Annotated in this window: 16 protein-coding genes; 10 read left to right on the top strand and 6 right to left on the bottom strand. The window is 62.9% G+C overall.

The window, feature by feature from the left end:
* Positions 1 to 221 precede the first annotated feature (221 nt).
* Entirely contained in the window at positions 222 to 1628 is a 1407-nt protein-coding gene (locus IC608_RS04715) for an FAD-binding oxidoreductase (RefSeq protein ID WP_191773059.1), read from the top strand.
* A 221-nt stretch (positions 1629 to 1849) separates the two neighbouring features.
* Positions 1850 to 2062 (top strand): hypothetical protein, encoded by a 213-nt coding sequence (locus tag IC608_RS04710; protein ID WP_191773056.1) that lies wholly within the window; start codon positions 1850 to 1852, stop codon positions 2060 to 2062.
* 5 nt (positions 2063 to 2067) lie between these two features.
* On the opposite strand, the gene IC608_RS04705 is transcribed toward IC608_RS04710, so the two are convergent.
* Positions 2068 to 3108, bottom strand: coding sequence for a response regulator (locus IC608_RS04705; protein WP_191773053.1), 1041 nt, complete (start codon positions 3106 to 3108; stop codon positions 2068 to 2070).
* A gap of 252 nt (positions 3109 to 3360) precedes the next feature.
* Here IC608_RS04705 and IC608_RS04700 point away from each other — a divergent pair, with 252 nt between their 5' ends.
* The 3 genes from IC608_RS04700 (at position 3361) to IC608_RS04690 (ending at position 4111) form a co-directional block, all read left to right on the top strand.
* On the top strand, positions 3361 to 3597 hold the full coding sequence (locus tag IC608_RS04700) for a hypothetical protein (protein WP_191773050.1): 237 nt from the start codon (positions 3361 to 3363) through the stop codon (positions 3595 to 3597).
* A gap of 184 nt (positions 3598 to 3781) precedes the next feature.
* On the top strand, positions 3782 to 3943 hold the full coding sequence (locus tag IC608_RS04695) for a DUF1127 domain-containing protein (RefSeq protein WP_191773047.1): 162 nt from the start codon (positions 3782 to 3784) through the stop codon (positions 3941 to 3943).
* Positions 3944 to 3955: 12 nt separating this feature from the next.
* Positions 3956 to 4111 (top strand): twin-arginine translocation signal domain-containing protein, encoded by a 156-nt coding sequence (locus tag IC608_RS04690; RefSeq protein ID WP_191773043.1) that lies wholly within the window; start codon positions 3956 to 3958, stop codon positions 4109 to 4111.
* Between the two features lie 70 nt (positions 4112 to 4181).
* Here the strand turns inward: IC608_RS04690 and IC608_RS04685 are convergent, their stop codons facing one another.
* Positions 4182 to 5054 (bottom strand): LysR family transcriptional regulator, encoded by an 873-nt coding sequence (locus tag IC608_RS04685; RefSeq protein WP_191773040.1) that lies wholly within the window; start codon positions 5052 to 5054, stop codon positions 4182 to 4184.
* Positions 5055 to 5153: 99 nt separating this feature from the next.
* On the opposite strand from IC608_RS04685, the gene IC608_RS04680 reads away from it, so the two are divergent.
* From IC608_RS04680 to ku (IC608_RS04670), 3 genes are all read left to right on the top strand, one after another.
* Positions 5154 to 6698, top strand: a complete 1545-nt coding sequence (locus IC608_RS04680; RefSeq protein WP_345890830.1) for a proton-conducting transporter transmembrane domain-containing protein — start codon at positions 5154 to 5156, stop codon at positions 6696 to 6698.
* 13 nt (positions 6699 to 6711) lie between these two features.
* Positions 6712 to 9111 carry a YbcC family protein gene (locus tag IC608_RS04675; RefSeq protein ID WP_191773035.1) on the top strand — a complete coding sequence of 800 codons (2400 nt, stop codon included), beginning with the start codon at positions 6712 to 6714 and terminating at the stop codon, positions 9109 to 9111.
* Between the two features lie 96 nt (positions 9112 to 9207).
* A complete protein-coding gene (gene ku, locus IC608_RS04670; RefSeq protein WP_191773032.1) occupies positions 9208 to 10074 on the top strand; it encodes a non-homologous end joining protein Ku in 867 nt (288 codons plus the stop codon).
* On the opposite strand, the gene ku (IC608_RS04665) is transcribed toward ku (IC608_RS04670), so the two are convergent.
* From ku (IC608_RS04665) to IC608_RS04650, 4 genes are all read right to left on the bottom strand, one after another.
* A complete protein-coding gene (gene ku, locus IC608_RS04665; RefSeq protein ID WP_191773029.1) occupies positions 10071 to 10892 on the bottom strand; it encodes a non-homologous end joining protein Ku in 822 nt (273 codons plus the stop codon). The two genes, ku (IC608_RS04670) and ku (IC608_RS04665), sit on opposite strands and share 4 nt — an antisense overlap.
* A gap of 101 nt (positions 10893 to 10993) precedes the next feature.
* On the bottom strand, positions 10994 to 12373 hold the full coding sequence (locus tag IC608_RS04660; protein WP_191773026.1) for a sensor histidine kinase: 1380 nt from the start codon (positions 12371 to 12373) through the stop codon (positions 10994 to 10996).
* Positions 12370 to 12843 (bottom strand): response regulator, encoded by a 474-nt coding sequence (locus IC608_RS04655; protein WP_191773024.1) that lies wholly within the window; start codon positions 12841 to 12843, stop codon positions 12370 to 12372. The genes IC608_RS04660 and IC608_RS04655 overlap by 4 nt, the downstream gene beginning before the upstream one ends.
* A complete protein-coding gene (locus IC608_RS04650) occupies positions 12840 to 15086 on the bottom strand; it encodes an ATP-binding protein (RefSeq protein WP_191773022.1) in 2247 nt (748 codons plus the stop codon). Before IC608_RS04650 ends, IC608_RS04655 begins: the two co-directional genes overlap by 4 nt.
* A gap of 379 nt (positions 15087 to 15465) precedes the next feature.
* On the opposite strand from IC608_RS04650, the gene IC608_RS04645 reads away from it, so the two are divergent.
* Together IC608_RS04645 and IC608_RS04640 are read left to right on the top strand one after the other, a co-directional pair.
* Positions 15466 to 15702, top strand: coding sequence for a hypothetical protein (locus tag IC608_RS04645; RefSeq protein ID WP_191773020.1), 237 nt, complete (start codon positions 15466 to 15468; stop codon positions 15700 to 15702).
* Positions 15703 to 15821: 119 nt separating this feature from the next.
* On the top strand, positions 15822 to 15998 hold the full coding sequence (locus IC608_RS04640; RefSeq protein ID WP_191773019.1) for a hypothetical protein: 177 nt from the start codon (positions 15822 to 15824) through the stop codon (positions 15996 to 15998).
* Positions 15999 to 16080: the final 82 nt, after the last annotated feature.

The raw sequence follows: 16080 nt of genomic DNA, 5'->3' as shown, positions 1-16080 counted from the left end.
TCATGAATATCGGGAACTGCCCAATTTATACGCTCGACCGGGAAGTTCTGCATCAGGATTCTCTGCCTTTCGGCAAAGACTCCTGGTTTCCGGACCTGCTTGCCGCAAGAAAGTGCAGGTCTTGGACCGAGACCCCATAAACGGGTGGGGAATGGTCCCGCCGGTTTGTCTATTCCGCCCTCCATGCAGCGCACCAAAGCGCAGTTGAATGGAGCAGAACAATGAACGTCCATATCCAGGCGAACGCCGACAAACGTGCCCGCGACCTTTCCTCGGCCATCCAGGCCCTGGCTGCCAACTTCACCGGCCGTGTCGTGACTGCCGATGCCGCGGACTACGACGCCGTGCGCGGCATTGCCCACAGCAACTGGGACGAGCGCCCCCTGTTGGTGGCCCGCGTGGCCAACGCTGCCGACGTGGCCGATGTGATCGGCTTTGCCCGTCGCCACGACCTTGAGATCGCCGTGCGCAGCGGTGGTCATTCGGTGTGTGGTCATAGCACCTGTGAGGGCGGCGTGGTCATTGATCTGCGGGATATGCAGGGGCTCGACATTGATCTTCACGCCATGACCGTCTGGGCGGGTACCGGCCTGACCGCGGGGCAGGTGACCCAGGCCCTGGACCAGCACGGCGTGGTCGTGGGGTTCGGGGACTCCGCAACGGTCGGCATTGGCGGGATCACCCTCGGCGGCGGCGTCGGCTATCTGACGCGAAAGCTCGGCCTCACCATCGACTCGCTCATTGCTGCAGAAATCGTCACCGCGACCGGAAGCATCCTGCGGGTGGATGAAGCCAATCACGCCGATCTCTTCTGGGCCATTCGCGGCGGCGGCGGCAATTTTGGCGTGGTGACGCGCTTTCAGTATCGTCTCAACGCGCTGCCCCACTTCACGGGCGGACCCCTGGTGCTGCCGGCGACGCCTGAAGTGCTGGCGGGTTTCGTGGCTGCTGCCAAGGCTGCGCCGGAGGAACTGACAACCATCCTGATGGCCATGCCGGCGCCGCCGATGCCATTCCTGCCGCCAGAGATCGTGGGCCAGACAGTTCTGATCGGGATGATGGCCTATGCCGGTCCGGTGGCAGAAGCCCAGGCAGCGCTGGCGCCCTTCCGCGCCCTCGCCACGCCCATCGCGGACCTGGTGGGGCCTGGCCCCTACAGCATGATGTATCTTCCCGAAGATCCGTCGTTCAAGCCCACCCTTTCTGTCCGGACGCTCTTCAAGAACGGCATCGACGTGGGCGAAGCGGCCAGAATTTTGCAGCACCTCGACGCCTGCGACGCGCCGATGCGAATGGCGCAGCTGCGTGTGCTCGGAGGCGCCGCGGCCCGGGTGTCCGCCGACGCAACGGCCTATGCGCATCGCGATGCCGAGATGCTCATCGGTTTCCTGGCAATGGACGGCAGCGCTGAAGCCGCCGCCCGGCACGATGGATGGGCCGGGGCGGGGGTAGCGGCGCTCGGCGGAGCAAGGCGCGGCACCTATGTCAACTTCCTGGGTCACGAAGGCGAGGACATGCTTCGCAAGACCTACCCCGAAAAGACGTGGGCGCGGTTGCGGGCCATCAAGCAGCGTTACGACGCGGGCAATGTCTTCCGCCGCAACCAGAACATTTCGCCCGCGGCCTAGCCGCCAAAGGCGGCTTCGTTCGAGACGCCGGAGCAACACCTTCGGCGTCCCGTCCACACTCACCACTTTGTGCCCGCGGCTCCGCAAAAGGCGAAGCAGCGGGCCTGATCGGAACCAAAGATGACGCGTCGCACACTTCTGCTGTCGAGCCTTTACATGCTCGCACTCACCCTCCTGGCCTTGCCCTATGGCATCGCCGCCTGATCTGGAAGAGAACGCAAATGCACCGCCTGCCTGCCATAATCGACTTCGATGCTTCTGCATTTCCCGAGTTGCAGGACATCTTTCATGACATCGACATGGGTATCGCGGCCATTGTGGCCGCAGATCCCACTCTCCAGCCGCGGAAAGCGCATGCACGACCCAAGCGCCGGGCGAAAGCTCCCGTTGCCGCCCCCCGTCGCCGCTCCGGGCGCCGGGCCGCTGCCGCCTGAGGCGGCTAGACGGGACCGAGGGCGACGGGGCTGGCGATGAAGAGGCTGATGAGATCGGCCTGCCGGTCCGTCTCCGTCTTGCGGAACAGGTTCTTGAGCGTGTAGCTCACGGTGTTTCGGGAAAGACCGAATTCTTCGGCGATTTCGTCCACGCGAAGGCCACGCACCAGCGCCAGCGCCAGCCGGGTTTCCGCCGGCGAGAGACCATAGAGTTGCGCCACTACTTGCGCAGCGTCGCTCGATCGCCATTCCGGATCGCTGACAAAAACGCCGACCACAGGCTCCGCGCCCTTTGGTGGCCCCTTGCCGAGAGGACAGGCAATGGCCACCAGAGGGCGTTTGCCGCTGCTGCGCCTCAGGGCGACCGCCTCGCTGCCCTGCCTCTGCCCGTCGCTGAGCCGGGCGATGGCACCGTCGATGATGTCGCGGAGCGCCTGTGTCTGCTGCGGCGTTTCTCCGCGCAACAGGCTTTCCCGGGAAAGGCTGATGCCGTCAGCCTCCTTGACCAGATCCTCTGCGCGGCGATTGCGGAACAGCACCTTGCGGTCGCCGTCGAGCAGGAAGACGCCGACGGCGATGCGGTTGAGCGCTTCATCTGCGCCCAGCAGAGCTGCCCGCACGCCTTGTTCGCTCGCGGGATCGGGAGAAGGCGTGTGTCCCTTGATGCGCGCCACCTGATCGAGCCGTGCCGCTATAGTGATCAGCATCAGGTCGAAATCGATCGGCTTGGTGAGATAGTCGTCGACGCCGGCTTCCTTGCCCGCGATGATGTCTTCCCGGCCGGCCAACGCCGTCAGAAACACGAACGGCAGGTCGCCCAGCGCCGGCTCCTGGCGGACGCGACGCAATAATTCCAGCCCGCTCATGCGCGGCATGGTGATGTCGCAAAGAACAAGATCGAAACGGCGCTCGCGCAGGGCCTCCAGGGCCTGCTGCCCATCCTTGGCCTCGTCGACCTGATAGCCAGCCGCCTCCAGCTCCTCGCAGATGTCTGTGCGAAGATCTTCTTCGTCTTCAACGCAAAGAATACTGGCGCCCCTCAGCACTTTACCCGTATCTCCCAAACGAGCAAGTCCGCGTAATATCGGGCCATATTGCTTCGCCGGCCAAATAACGTCCAGCGGACGCGAAAGATATTTTTGCGGATAACCGCCAGACCCATCCGTTTGGGTGGGGACATCGCGTGGCAGCGGCACCTGCCGCTCGGCGGCACACTCCGCGACCCACTTGTTTGGGTGGCGACGGCAGACGCGGTACCGTGGTCTTGGAGCATGGTCCAAAGCCGAAGAGGTCATGCCGTGCACAGTTCCTATCGAGATCTTCCGTTCAGCACTTACGGTCTGGTCGGGCTGGTTGTGGTGAGCAACGAACTGACCGACCTGACGACGGCCCTGAAGCTGGGGCTGGTGATGATCGCCCTGCTGGGGATCGTTCAGTTAGCTTTCTTGCTCTACGGCATGGCGAGGGGAAAATCTTCTGGTTCAGACCCCGCGCAAATGGGTGGGGCGAGGGAGCTTCAATCTGGGCGAAGATAGCCAGGTCAGCGCCCCAATCGCTGTTTTTCGACCTCCAAACTCTTGCCGCCCCGCTGTCCCGCCGGGCGGCTTTTTCTTGAGCAATTCGAGTTCGTTGCATCGATTCAGCGGTCCCGCCCAAACGGGTGGGGCGGCCACGCGGAGAGGCCTTTAGAAGCCGGGCATCAACCAAGAGGAGATCACAATGATCAACGTTTTCGATGCCTGGCGCGAACGTCGTGCTATCCGCAAGACCCATCAGCAGCTCCACGGCCTGAGCGACCAAATCCTCGCCGATATCGGCCTGACGCGGGCCGATATCCCGATGGTAGGCCGCAACGGCTTCGTCCGCAGGACCGAGCTGTGAAAGCAGGGCGCGATGTATATTCGCAAGGATAGACGCCGCGCGCTGAAGCGCTCCGCATTGATGGTCCTGGCGCTGGTCGTACTAACGCCGCGCCTCGACCTGCCGGATACACGGCACATCGCGGCGCTGATGCATGCGGCGCCATTGGACCAGTCGGGCGAGGGGTGATCCTCGCCCGGACGGTATCTGATTTCGAAAGGGTCGACCTAATACACAGGCCCCAAAAGAGTTCCGAGCGTCACTTTGGGAGCACAACCGACAGCAGCGTGTTCGGGAACCGCCGCGCCAGAGTGACCGCGAAGAACGGCTCGCTCAGCCCCTCGAGACGGGCCGCCTCGACCAGGATGCCGGCATCCAGCTCATCGCGGACCACGATCGGCGGAATGATGGCAAGGCCGGCGTCGGCGCGGGCAAGAAGGCGGATCATTGCCATGTCGTCCACTTCTGCGGCCAGCGTGGGCGTCACGCCCAATCGCGCTACCAGCGCATCGAACGCAGCGCGCAATCCGGTTTCCCGGGTTGGCAGGACCAGGGGCTGGGAAGACAAAAGATCCGGTAAGGGGCGCTGCGGATTGCCAAGACGTTCGGGCGTGCCGATAAGGCTGATGGGCTGTTCATCGATGCGGTGAACTAGCCAGGGGCTCGCGGCATCACGGGCCGGCGCCAGATTGGTCAGGACAACGTCCAGCGCCAGGCTTTCAAGCCCGCGAAGAAGCTCGATCTGCGAACCCGAGCGCAAGATCACTTCGACGTCTTGAAGGCCGATCAAGGGCTGCAGGAACTGCATTTGAAAGTTGCGCGACAGCGTCGCAAGGGCGCCCACCCTGAGAGCGCGGCGAGCACGCCCCGTTTCTCGCATCGTCTCGCTGAGGTCATCGACCGTGCGGAAGATTGCTTCGGCGTAATCAAGCGCAATTCGTCCCGCCTCCGTCAGAACCAGGCCCCGGCCGCGCCGCTCAAACAGATCCTGCCCCAGGGAGGCCTCGAGCGTGCGCAACTGGGTGGACAAGGCCGACTGGGACAGGTTCAGCCTCTGGGCAGCCCCGGTGAGAGTGCCATCCAGCGCGACGGCCCTGAACAGCCGCAGATGGTGGAGGTTGAGCTGGGCCATCGTTCTGTTTGTTAGAATTGAATGACCTATTATATGTATTTTTCTGAAAGTACTTCAACGGCTAATTCAGCTCCGTCTTCAACCTGTCGGAGCTGTGTCGTGACAAGCCTGCCGCTAACCGCGTTCGCCCCTGCCGTTCTCCTGCTTGCAGCGTTCTTCTTTCTGCTGCGCCAGGGACCTCGACCGGGCCGGCTCCTGCTCCTTGCAAACATGGCTGCAGCGGCGGGGCTGGCGCTGGGGCTGGCGGGGGTGGTTCAGCTCCTGCTCGCCGGACAGCAGGTGCTGTCGCTGGGCGGTGTGGCCATCCTTCGCCTCAATCCGGTGAGCGCTACGATGATCCTGCTCGTCTCGTTCGTGGGCTGGGTCGTGGTGCGCTACTCAAGCCGCTACCTCGACGGCGAGCAGCGGGAAGGGCGGTTCCATGGCCTGATCCTTGCGGCGGTTGCGTCGGTGCTCGTCACCGTTCAGGCCGCGAACCTGCCGGTTCTGATCCTGGGCTTCGTCATGATCGGCCTGCTGCTGCGGCAACTGCTGCTTTTTTATCCTGAACGGGCCGAGGCGCGCCGGGCTGCTACGAAGTTCACCGGCGTGTGGGCTGCAGGAGATGTGTCGCTGGTCCTTGCATCCGCCATTCTCTGGATCACCCAGGGGACGCTCAATTTCGTGGCTCTTGGCGCCACCAGCGAACTCACCCCGGTCGCACAACTGGGAATTGGGCTGCTCGTGCTTGCGTCTGTGCTGAAGACCGCTGCGTTGCCGACCCATGGCTGGGTGACGGAGGTCATGGAGGCCCCGACGCCGGTTTCGGCTCTCTTGCACGCAGGGATTATCAACTCGGGCGGCGTGATGCTGATCATGCTCGCCGGACTGGTGCAGCAGAGCCCCGGCGCCATGGGCGTCCTGGTGGCGATCGGTGGCCTAACTGCGCTGTTCGGCGCCCTGGTGATGCTCACGCAGAGCGCCGTCAAGACCGCGCTCGCCTGGTCGACCATCGCGCAGATGGGTTTTATGCTGCTGCAGTGCGGGCTTGGCCTGTGGCCCCTGGCATTGCTGCACATCGTGGCCCATTCGCTTTACAAGGCGCACGCTTTCCTGTCGTCAGGCAAGGCAGTGCGCGAGGTCAACGCCATCCGCAAACCGGGGCCCGTGGCCGTCCCCAGCATTGCGGCTGTTACGCGCTCCTTTGTGCTGGGACTGGTTCTGTTCGCTGGGGTGGCAGCCATCTTCTCGGTGCTGGGTGGGCACAAATCGCCGCAAGCCCTGGCGCTCGGGACCATTCTCGTGTTCGGCGTGTCCTACCTCATCGCGCAGGGCCTTGCCGATGCGGCACCTGCCGCGCTGACCCGGCGCACGGTGGGCGCGTCGCTGGCAACGACAATTGCCTACTTCGCCTTCCAATGGGTGGCGCAGGCCCTGTGGGGTTCCTCCCTGCCAGCGGTGCCGACGGCCGGACCGCTAGAGTGGGCGCTCATCGTTCTGGCCGTGTCTTCCTTCGGTCTCGTGGCCTTCGCTCAGGCATTGTTCCCGCTCTGGGCGCACCATCCCACGACGGCTGGGCTGCGGGTGCACGTGGCGAACGGCTTTTATCTCAACGCGCTCCTGGACCGCTTCCTCGGCGGGTTTCAGCTGGCTCATAAACAGTAACTGGAGAACGGCTATGCTTCTCGAGCAAACCCAATTGGCTCCCTCGCTGGCCGAGGAAATTCTCGGTGCCGCCAGAACTGCGGCCCGCGCCATTCCCCCCGCGTTCCCGCTGGACGCGACGGTTGCGGTCAATCCGTTTCTTGGCCAGACCGATCAGGACTTGGCGACGGCATCGGCTCGCCTGGCTCGGCTCGCCGGAGCAGCGCTCACGCGGCCCAGGGCAGAGTTGGCCTCGATGGTGGAAGCCGGCGAAATTGCCGAGGAGGACCTGGAGGCGGCTTTGCTGGCTTGCTCGGCGCCGGGCAGGCCCGCGGACCTCGTTGCGCTTAGGGCGCAACTGCGAAAGCCGGCTCCGGCGGTCGAGGCTTTGCCAACGATTGCCGATCTGGCCGCGGCCGCAACGGGGACGGATTGGCCGGCAATTTTTTCGCGCAGCTTCGGGCTATGGGCGTCCGGTTTCTTTGATCGCGGACAGGCGCTCTGGACGCCGCGGCCGGACCAAACCGCTTTCGCCGCCTGGCGGGAGTGGGCGATCAACGATTTGACGCCGGCGATTGCCGGACTTAGGGGCTTCTCCGTCCACGTCGCCAGTACGCCGGACACGGCGGAGCGCGCTATCCTGCGGGCAACCAGTCGGCTTGGACTGACTGCGGCGGCGGCTGAGACGGCTTTCCATCAACTGCTGCTGAGCCTGGGCGGGTGGTCGATGCACGCGCGCTGGCAACTGTGGCAGGCGGAGCTGGAGGGCCGTTCCGACACGACCCTGACGGATCTCCTGGCCATACGGCTGGTCTGGGACGAGGCGCTCCTTGCGCATTGTCCCTCCATCGGCAGGGATTGGCGCGCCTCGGTGGCTGCCCATGCGGCGCCTGTCGTGCCGACCGCTGACCATGTCCTGGATTGCCTGCTTCAGGATGCGGCGGAGCGGGCGCACCAGCGCATGCTGGCGAACAAGTTGACCGGTCCCGCCGAGGCGTCAGGACGGCCGAAACTGCAGGCGGCCTTCTGCATCGACGTTCGCTCCGAAGTGCTGCGCAGGGCGCTGGAGGGCCAGGGTGAAGGCATCGAGACGCTTGGCTTTGCGGGCTTCTTTGGGTTGCCGGTGGCCCACCGTCCAGCCGGAACGGACGAGGTGCAGGCCCATCTGCCGGCCCTCCTGTCGCCGTCAATGACGTCGACAAGCCACGGCAAAGGGGATGAGGAGTTTGCTCTTCGGATCGCCGCGCGAACCAAAAGGGCCTGGGGCCGGTTCCGGCAGGCGGCGGTGTCATCGTTCGCTTTCGTGGAAGCGGCTGGTCTCTCCTATGGCGGCAAGCTTATCGGGGACAGCCTGGTCCGGACGCGGAAGGCGCCGGGGCAGAGCCCTCTGCCGCGCATTGAAGGTGTAATGAGCGCCGACGCCAAGGCAGCAACGGCCGCAAAAATCCTGCGGGCCATGAGCCTGACGGAGAGGTACGCGCCGCTCGTGCTCCTCATCGGTCATGGTGCCCAGATGACCAACAACCCGCATGAGAGCGCCTATCAATGCGGCGCGTGCTGCGGACAGACGGGTGAAGTCTCTGCGCGGCTGGTGGCGGCGATGCTCAATGACCCCGAAACCCGCGCTGGCCTGCCGGGGCTTGGGTTGGTGCTGCCTGACGATACGCTGTTCGTTGCGGGCCTCCACGATACCGTGACCGACACAGTGACCCTGTTCCCGGAAGCCGTCGGCCCAAAAGAAGCAGAAAAGCTGGACCAGGCTGAGGGGTGGTTGGGCGAGGCCGGCCGCATGGCGCGGGCAGAGCGTGCGCAGCGGCTTCCGGGGGCCAAGGCCGACGCCCTGGGCCGCCGGGCGGCAGACTGGGCTGAGGTGCGGCCGGAGTGGGGCCTTGCGGGCTGCGCCGCCTTCATCGCGGCACCGGGCCAGGTGACTGCAGGCCGCGACCTTGCCGGTCGGGCCTTCCTGCACAGCTACGACTGGACGCAGGACGATGGGTTCGGCACGCTCGATCTCATCCTCACTGCGCCCGTGGTCGTCGGCAGCTGGATCAGCCTTCAGTATTACGGATCCACCGTAGCCCCGGAGCTGTTCGGGGGCGGAAACAAGCTGATCCACAACGTGCTCGGAGGGATAGGTGTCGTCGAGGGCAATGGGGGCCGGTTGCGGGCGGGCCTGCCTTGGCAGGCGGTGCACGATGGAGAGCGGCTGATCCACCAGCCGCTTCGGCTGTCGGTGATGATCGAGGCGCCCATCGAAGCGATCAGCGCGGTGCTCAAGAAGCACGAGGGTGTCAGGCAATTGTTCGACAATGGCTGGATGCATCTCCTGGCCCTGTCGGAGGGGCGGGTGGTTGCCCGGTACCGCTCCGGCCTCGCCTGGGAACCCTGGAACGGGGAGGCGAGACGGCCAGCGGACGCAAAAGCTGCGGCCTAGGAGGTGCGGAGGCGGTGGTGTTTCTCCTATCATCGAACGGGGGAACACCATCACGGGCGGCACGTTATGGCTTCAACAGCCTGGGGACCTATCGAGATGACTGCACGTGCCGTCTGGTCAGGTGCGATCAAGATCGCAGAGATCGTATGTCCGGTTAAGATGTATACGGCCGCTACCACGTCCGGCCGCATCTCGCTGCACCTGGTCAACCGTAAGACCGGCCACCGCCTCAAACGCCTCTATGTCGACGAGAAGACCGACAAGCCAGTCGAGCGTGAGGATCAGGTCAAGGGCTATGAGACGAGCGAAGGGCACTATGTGGTGCTGGAGCCCGAAGAGATCAGCGCCGCCGTGCCGCAAAGCGATAAGGTATTGAGGGTCGACAACTTCATCACCTGCAGCCAGATCGACACCAGCTATTTCGACAAGCCCTATTACCTGCTGCCGGCCTCGGACGCGAACGACGAGGCGTTCATTCTCGTGCGGGAGGCGCTGCGCAAGCAGAAGGCGGCGGCCATCGCTCATACCGTTCTCTTCCGCCGGCTACGGCCGGTGTTGATCCGGGCGCATGAGCGCGGCCTCATCGCCACGACCTTGAATTTTGACTACGAGGTCCGCTCGTCGAAGGAAGTCTTCGACGACATCCCCAAGCGCAAGATCGACCCGGAAATGCTGCAGCTAGCCAAGCATATCCTGCACACCAAGGCGGGGTCGTTCGAGCCCGACAAGTTCGTTGACCGCTACGAGGATGCGCTGGCCGAGATGGTGAAGGCCAAGATCGAGGGTCGGAAGATTGTGCCGCTCAAGCGCCCGAAACCGACGCCCAAGAACGACCTTTTGGAGGCCCTGCGCCTCAGTGCAGCCGGCGAGGACGCTGCACCCAAGGCGACGAGAAGCAAGTCGGCGGCCAAGACGAGCAAGTCGGCGAAGAACGCGACGCCGGAGCGGCGGAAGGCCAGCTAGCGCCGCCGCGATTTTCCGGTTTCTTTCTCGGGGGTGGCTTCGAGGCTTTTCTTGAGGGCAGCCATGAGATCGATCACGTTGCTGCCGCCCGTGTCGACCGGCTCGGCTTCAGCGGGCTTCGGCTTGCCCTTGTGGGTCTTCTTGGACTTGATGATGTCCAGCAGTCGATCCTGAACCGGGTCCTTTACGAACGCTTCGCTCCATTTCGTGGTGCGATCCTTGATCAACTGCTCGATCATACTGAGCATCTTCTTGTCGACCGGCGCTTCCTCGACTTCTTTCCAGTACTCGTTTTCGTCACGAACCTCGTCGCCGAAGCGAAGGGTCCAAAGCACTATGCCGTTCTCCCACGGCTGCAGCATCACAGCCCTTTCCCGGCCGCCGAGAACGAGGCTGGCCAACCCCACGACATGCTCATTGGCCATGGCTTCGCGAATGATAATGAAGGCCTCTTCGCTCACCTCCGCATCAGGGACGACGAAGTAGGGGCTGTCGAGGAAGGTCCAGTCCACTGAATCGGCGGGAGCGAATTGAGCGATGTCGACGGTCCTGGTGCTCTCCAACTGGACGGCGTCGAGGTCTTCCTCCTCGAGCACGACGTAGTCATCCTCGCCTTTTTCGTAGGCGCGGGCCTGGTCGTCCTTTTCGACGGTCTTGCCTGAAACGCTGTCGACGTAGCGCGTGTAAATGCGTTCGCCGGTTTTCCGGTTGAGCGTGTGAAACTTCACCTTCTCGCCTTCGGTGGTGGCGGGCGTGAGCGTGATGGGGCAGGTCACCAGCGAGAGTTTGAGAAATCCCTTCCAGTAGGGGCGCGCCATCGCTCATCTCCATTTTGCGGAGAAAACGCGGCAGCCGGGCGCCTGTTCCACCGGCAACGCGCTCGCCCGCCTACCGACGGGCGCCTGCGGGCGAAGCGCGGCTACTGCAGGAGGGGGAGGATGATCTGGACCCGCAGCCCCTCGGGCCGGAAGTCCATATCGACCTCGGAGCCGGCCATGCCGCCGAGTAGTCGTTGCATCAGGATCGATCCAAAGCCCTGGTGCTCCGGCGCCTTTTCGATCCTGGGTCCGCCCGTCTCATCCCAGCTCATGTGCAGATGCGGAGCGTCCTCCGTCTGCTCCAGTCGCCAGTGAACGACCAAACGTCCCCCGGAGGTGGAGAGGGCGCCATACTTGGCCGCATTGGTGGCCAGCTCGTGAACCGCAAGGCTCATCGTGGTTGCCAGTTGCGGTTGCAGATATACCCGCGGCCCGTCGATCTCGATGCCGCTGGCGCTGCCTTGGTAGGCGGTCAATTCACCATCGAGAATGTCGCGCAGCAGGAGGCCGCCGAACTGATCATCTGTCAAAAGCGAATGGCTCCGCGCCAGTGCATCGATACGCTTGACGATCGACTCCTGGAAGCTTTCGAACGAACTGGCATGGCGAAGGCTGAAGGATATGACCGACTGGACCGTTGCAAGGCTGTTTTTGACCCGGTGGTGCAGTTCACGCACCACAAGCCTGTGATGCTCCTCGGCCCGCTTGCGGTCCGTCACATCCTGGACGACGCCGATGCCGATGCTTCCACCGTCCTTGGCGAACCAGTCGCAGACGACGGCCAGGTCGCGAACGATGCCGTTCGGGAGGCGCACACGGAAATCGCCTTGCACCCGTTCGTTGTTCCGATAGGCGGAGAGGAACTTGTGATCCACGTCCTGCCTGTCTTCCTCCACGATGGTATCGTAGAGATCCTTTGTGGAAATCGAGCTAACCGTCGCCATGCCCAGAATGGCGCAGCTTCGTTCATCAAGAACGACCTGGCCCGCCTCGACATCCCACTCGAAGGCCCCGATTTCCGCAACGGCCATCGCCGAGGCCAGCCGCCGATGGGCTTCCTCTTCCGAACGCTCCGCGCGATGCCGCGCATCGATCTCCTGCCGCTCGGCCAGCGCTCGCCGAATGCACGAGGCAAGCCGACCGAGCCTGGACTTAAGCACGTAGTCCGTCGCTCCGTTCTTGAGGCTCTCGATCGCGACTTCTTCGCCGAGCGTCGCCGAGACAAAGATGAAAGGGGTGTCGGGCGCCAATTCCCTGGCGATCTCGAGTGCGCTGAGGCCGTCGAAGGCAGGTAATCTATAGTCTGCAAGGATGAGGTCGAAGCGGCTCTGCTCAAGTCGATCCTGAAAGTCAGCACGTGTCCAGACCCTGTCGGTCCTGAACATCAGGCCTGACAGTTCGAGGTTGGTCGTGATCAGGTCACTGTCGAGATCACTGTCCTCAAGGTGCAGGATGCTGATCGGCTGGGCCAATTGGTTCAAGCTTGCGTCACTTTCATGGGCGTCGACTTCGGCCGGAACGGATGCGGTTCGTTCAGGATAGCCCAGAACATGCCGATCTCCTGGATAGCCTTGAAGAACTCCTTGAAGTCTACCGGCTTCACAACGAAGGCGTTGACCCCGAGCTGGTAGCTGCGGACCAGATCGCTTTCTTCTTTGGAGGCAGTCAGCATGACAATGGGCACGTGTTTGAGGTCCGGATCGCTTTTGACCCGCTCCAGCACCTGCAGCCCGTCGATCTTGGGCAACTTGAGATCGAGCAGCACGACCGCCGGATCGCTGTGATTGCGGTTTCGGTGGGCCCCCGTTGAGAACAGCCAGTCTAGCGCCTCTGCGCCGTCTCGCGCCACAATGACCTCGTTGGCAAGCTGGCTGCGATCGAGGGCAGCAAGCGTGAGCTCCAGGTCCTTGGGATTGTCCTCGACGAGAAGAATAGGATTGATGTCGGTCATGATGCCCCCGCAACGTCTTTTGGCAGTGCAAAGTAGAAGACGGCGCCTTTGCCAACAAGGCCCTCGGCCCATACGCGCCCACCGTGTCGTTCGACAATGCGTTTGACATTGGCCAGGCCTATACCACTGCCTTCGTAATCCTCTATCCGGTGCAGCCTCTGGAAGACGCCGAAGAGTTTGTCGACATAAGCCATGTCAAACCCTACGCCATCATCCCGCACGCTGAAAACAGTGTCTTCGCCATCTGTCGTGCTTGTGACTTCTATCGTGGTCGGGTCTGTGCCGCGACTGTACTTGATCGAATTGGCCAGCAGATTTTGCCAGACAGAGCGCATGAAGGTGGGATCAGCCATTGCTGGCGCGAGATCATCGATCTTCCAGTTGATCTGCCGGTCTTCCATTTCATGCTGGAGGGTGCGCAAGGCGTCGGCGACGACCTTGTTCATGTCCACCTTGATCTTTGTAAGCTGAGCCCGGCCCACCTGGGAAAACCCCAGCAGATCGTCAACGAGGCGCCCGGCCGAGTGCGCAGATTCGATGATTGTTTCAATGTAGCGCGCCGGGCGCGGATCCTCTTCGGCGGGAAGGATTTCCTTGAGCAGTTCCGCAAAGCCCACGATGTGGCGGAACGGCGCCCGAAGGTCGTGGCTGATGGAGTAGGAGAAGGCCTCGAGCTCCTTGTTGGACCGGCGCAACTCCTCGGTAATGGCTGCCATCTCCTCGGCCTTGCGCATCACGATCCCCACGATGGCGCTGCGCAAGCTGCCGGCGGCCTCGACTTGCGCTGTGGTCCAGGGAATCGCTTGATGGCGCACCGTCTCGCGCCACAGATCGAAGGATTTGCGCGGGTTGAGGGAGCCGGTTGCCGGGTTCTCCGATTTACGGGGGTCGCCTCCCCAGCGCACCGTGCGCACCACCTCTGGGCGGAACCACATGATGTAGCTGGGGTAGAGCTGCGAGATTGAAACGGCGAGCATGCCGGCGGCAGCTTCGGCATCGATCCCAGCCCCCGCGACATCCAGGCTGGCCTGGTTCGTGACGAAGACGTCGTCGTGTACGGAGTTGGCGACCAGCCAATTGGAGATCGTCTCGATTTCCTCCCGCGGTGGAACCTTGCCGATCGTCGAAATCTGATCGTCCCAGACGATCGCCGCTCCCTCTGCGTCCGTCAGCCCGAGCAGGTCCTCATATTGGGAAAGCAATCCATCGATGAAGTTGGGTTCGGCGGCCATACGGGCGAGCAGCCGGCTCTGGATGCGGTGCTTTTCGACCCGTTGCGCGGCTGCCTCGCTCCGCGATTTCGCGCCGATCTGCATCGTTAGAACCTGAGCGACGAAGTCGCACGCGGTCCGGACATGGGCGGGAACCCGAGTGGGCGTAGCGCTGTGGCAGGAAATAAGTCCCCACAGCCGGCCGTCGTCAAGGATCGAAATTGACATGGAGGCAGGGGTGCCCATGTTCTTCATGTACTGAAGGTGCACGGGCGACACGCTGCGCAGGATCGCAAAGCTCAGATCGGTCGGCGCACCCGCTTCTGGATCCATGGCAGGCACGATGGGAACCGGCTGATAATCGGCGTCCGGGATCAGCCGGAGCCGGTTCAGCCGATAAAGCTCGCGCGCCTGCGCAGGGATGTCGCTCGAGGGGAAACGAAGGTCGAGGTAGGAGGGCAGGGCGTCATTGCGCGACTCCGCCCGAACCGTGCCGTTCCAGTGCTCATCGAACTGATAGATGAGAACACGATCAAACCCGGTGATCTTCCGGATTTCTGCGGCCGCAACGCTTGTGATTGCCGCTATGTTCGGAAGCTGCCCGAGGGTCTGGATGAAGTTACGAACATTGGGATAGAGCGTATCGAGCGACCCAGCACCGGCGTGAATCTCGAATTCGACGATGAGGCGGTCGGTTGGCGAGCGGTGCGCCAGGACGTCAAACTGCTCGCTGCCGAAGCTGACCTGCCGGGCCAAGGTTTGGGCAGATGGGCCCAGCGTTTCTGCCGCGATGGCATCTGTCAGGAGCTGAAAAAGCTCCGGAAATTTGTCTTTGAAACCGGCACCGAGCAATTCGGTGGGATCGAGCTTGAGCAGTTGCACAGCATTCTGCGTGACCTGAACGATCCGGAAGGCTGCGTCGAGCACCACCAGGACGCCGTGTGGCTGAATCGAACCGGGAATATGTATGGGTTCGCGGGCACACTCTGCCTCGGCCTGTGAGGAAACGGGATCTAAAGCTAAGCTCGACAAGGGCAGCTCCGGTACGGACGGGCAGCAGCAATTTAGCCCTGAAGTCCCCTACCGTCACCCCTGCGCGGACGCGAAAGTCGATTCCAGGCGATCAGCAGGGGAATCAAAGACGTAGGCGTTCTGCCTGTTGAAGCCCAAGCTGATGGCGTCGCCCCGCTGGTGCCTTACATTGCCCGGCACCTGCGCGAGGAGCGTTTGCCATCGGGCAAGAAGACATGCAGGAAGACTCCGCTGCTCAGAGTGTGCGTTGGAAGCGCTCGGGGAACGGCCGAAGGCTCCAATTTCAGCGTGGTAGGGGAATGCTTGTCCTGACAGGCATTGTCCCAGCAGACGCGGGGTGCTAGGTCGCTGCCATTCGCGACCAAAGAAGGGCCAAGCCGTGAGCCGCAAGGACTTTGACGCATCGCGCATGCGCCGCGCCAAGCGAATTGCAGCGCGGCATGGGCTGACTATTCTGACGTCCGAAAAGATAAGGGTGCTGGGGCAGCCGGGCGGCCATGCGCTGCGCGAAGACGAGACGTTCAAGGTTGTCTACGGGGACCAACCCAAGCCATTCTCGGCCTCCCTCGAGGACATCGAGAACTACCTCGAAGCTCTCGAGGCCGGCGAAGGTTAAGTGCTGCTGCCGCATTGAGCAACCCGCAACCTCTCGTGAACTCACCCATTCCGTTATTTAAAGTGTAACGGGAATCGCCGCACACTGTTTTTGTAGGCTCACTGTGGAGGCGCGTTATTGTGTTTACCCTGATCAACGCTGACGCCGACGAAGACGACGCCGAAATCACCGATCCCCAGGAAATAGCGGAGCTGTTTGCTGCCATTGCGGCGGTGGCCATTGAGGCCATCGGAGCAGGGCAGACGCGGACGCTGTTCGAAGCGGTGGTGGAGCAGGAGGGCCGTGATCCCAATTGATGTGCATGGCCTTTTTGCTCTCATTTCGCTGACAGGTCTCGCCGCCTGACTTAGGTGATGCTCCAAGCCTTGACGGGACAGT

This window comes from Devosia oryzisoli (assembly GCF_014837245.1).
GTDB lineage: Bacteria > Pseudomonadota > Alphaproteobacteria > Rhizobiales > Devosiaceae > Devosia > Devosia oryzisoli.
The sequence above is the reverse complement of the archived record's forward strand: the minus strand, read 5'-3'. Positions and strand labels throughout refer to the sequence as shown.

Coding starts and splice junctions, on each gene's coding strand:
- ku (WP_191773029.1), bottom strand. CDS start 10,892: ATGGCGCGCCCCTACTGGAAGGGATTTCTCAAACTCTCGCTGGTGACC.
- IC608_RS04715 (WP_191773059.1), top strand. CDS start 222: ATGAACGTCCATATCCAGGCGAACGCCGACAAACGTGCCCGCGACCTT.
- IC608_RS04690 (WP_191773043.1), top strand. CDS start 3,956: ATGTATATTCGCAAGGATAGACGCCGCGCGCTGAAGCGCTCCGCATTG.
- IC608_RS04710 (WP_191773056.1), top strand. CDS start 1,850: ATGCACCGCCTGCCTGCCATAATCGACTTCGATGCTTCTGCATTTCCC.
- IC608_RS04685 (WP_191773040.1), bottom strand. CDS start 5,054: ATGGCCCAGCTCAACCTCCACCATCTGCGGCTGTTCAGGGCCGTCGCG.
- IC608_RS04675 (WP_191773035.1), top strand. CDS start 6,712: ATGCTTCTCGAGCAAACCCAATTGGCTCCCTCGCTGGCCGAGGAAATT.
- IC608_RS04655 (WP_191773024.1), bottom strand. CDS start 12,843: ATGACCGACATCAATCCTATTCTTCTCGTCGAGGACAATCCCAAGGAC.
- IC608_RS04695 (WP_191773047.1), top strand. CDS start 3,782: ATGATCAACGTTTTCGATGCCTGGCGCGAACGTCGTGCTATCCGCAAG.
- ku (WP_191773032.1), top strand. CDS start 9,208: ATGACTGCACGTGCCGTCTGGTCAGGTGCGATCAAGATCGCAGAGATC.